The organism is Halalkalibacter oceani (assembly GCF_040544555.1).
In the GTDB taxonomy this organism is placed as follows: Bacteria; Bacillota; Bacilli; order Bacillales; family Bacillaceae_D; genus Halalkalibacter; species Halalkalibacter oceani.
The window spans coordinates 1-1,603 of the sequence record NZ_JBEPKD010000063.1 but is presented as its reverse complement, the minus strand read 5'-3'; the positions used below and the strand labels follow the sequence as shown (position 1 = coordinate 1,603).

1 protein-coding gene is annotated in these 1,603 nt (G+C 38.6%); it reads left to right on the top strand.

Annotated elements, in window-relative coordinates; all coding sequences use genetic code 11:
* Window positions 1-259: 259 nt before the first annotated feature.
* Window positions 260-1,477, top strand: a complete 1,218-nt coding sequence (locus ABMB67_RS23375; RefSeq protein WP_354573487.1) for an IS110 family RNA-guided transposase — start codon at window positions 260-262, stop codon at window positions 1,475-1,477.
* Window positions 1,478-1,603 lie beyond the last annotated feature (126 nt).

Here is a 1,603-nt window from a genome sequence, read left to right as displayed (position 1 = left end):
AAACATACTAAGATTAGTGGGTAAGGTCATCGACGGGTGATCGTACCCACTATTTCTTTTTTAAGTTATAGTGAGGAGTGAAAGAAAGCCCGAACAAAGCCTCGGGGATTACGAATCCGAATAAAAAACAGGGCTTCTTCACTTTCATTTTTGAATCAGGTTTAAGTATGTTGGGGCCCTAGAGCTCGTGTATAGGAAATTAGAATCGGAATGAATAAGTGGAGAACTTTCAACTGTCGTAAAGAAAAGAGGAGAAAACATGGAATTTGTCACTGCTTTAGATGTCTCAATGGGGAAAAGCTATGCCGTTATTTATCAAGATCAAACATGTCTTTACGAAGGAGAGATCGCTCATAATCAATATGGGTTTCAACAGTTACTTGAGAAGATTCAACGCTTTACCGGGAAGATGATGGTCGTTTTCGAATCAACAGGCATTTATTCGAAACCAGTCGAAGCTTTCTGCCAAAAGAATAAATTGCCTTATTGTCTATTGAATCCTTTGGCAGCTAAAAAACAACTTGAACAAGGAACGCTCAGAAGTTGGAAAACGGATAAACACGATGCGCACGTATTAGCGCAATCTCATCCCCTTCACAAGAGAGAAGAAAAAATACATCAATCTGACGTCTATCAAAACCTTCGAGATCTCTCACGCTTTTATCAAGAAATAGAAGAGGAGATCAAGCGTATGCGCATGTACTTACACAACGCCCTACAGTTGAGTTTTCCAGAGCTTGAACAGTTTTTCTCAAGCAGACTCACACCGTATGCATTGGCGCTTATTGAGCTGTTTCCTCATCCAGCTCTCGTTCTCAGCTCTAGCATAACGAAAATTAAAAATCGATTCGTTAACCACACAACTAAGAACATCTCACAGGCTCGCGCGAAACAAAAAGCTGTAGACATTATGAACTACGCACAATCTTCTTATCCAGCCGTGTCTCAAAGTAGCGTTCCTACTCAAAAGGTACAGTATTATGCACGGCAGCTCCTTCACCTATTAGAGGAAAAAGAACGTATTTCTAGAGAGATGATTACCGAAGCAAAAAAACTTCCTGAATTCGACCTGCTTATTAGCTTTCCTGGAATTGGAGAAATCAGTGCCGCTCTAGTTATTGGGGAACTAGGTGACCTATTTCGTTTTTCGAATCATAAAAAAGTTAATGCATTTATTGGCATTGATATTCGACGATATCAATCAGGTAAATACACTGGGCAAGATCATATCAATAAACGAGGAAACCCTAAAGGAAGAAAAATCTTATATTTTATTATCCGAAACATGATTCGCCAACAAAAAGCAGCTCCAAACCATATTGTCGATTATTATTACAAATTAAAAAAGCAACCTACCCCCAAGAAGGACAAGGTTGCCGTGGTCGCTTGTATGAACAAGCTCATAAAATGTATGTATTCCATGATTAGGAACAATACAAAGTACGATTACTCGTACGCGGTCTCTATGGACCAATAATACATATTATATCACGAATATCCTCAGTTTAAAAATTCGAATTACTGAGGTTTTTTTCCTATGCACTAAATCGTAATAGAGGAAAAATCCTCAACTGATAAAGTAGTACTTGACTAATCGTAGGAA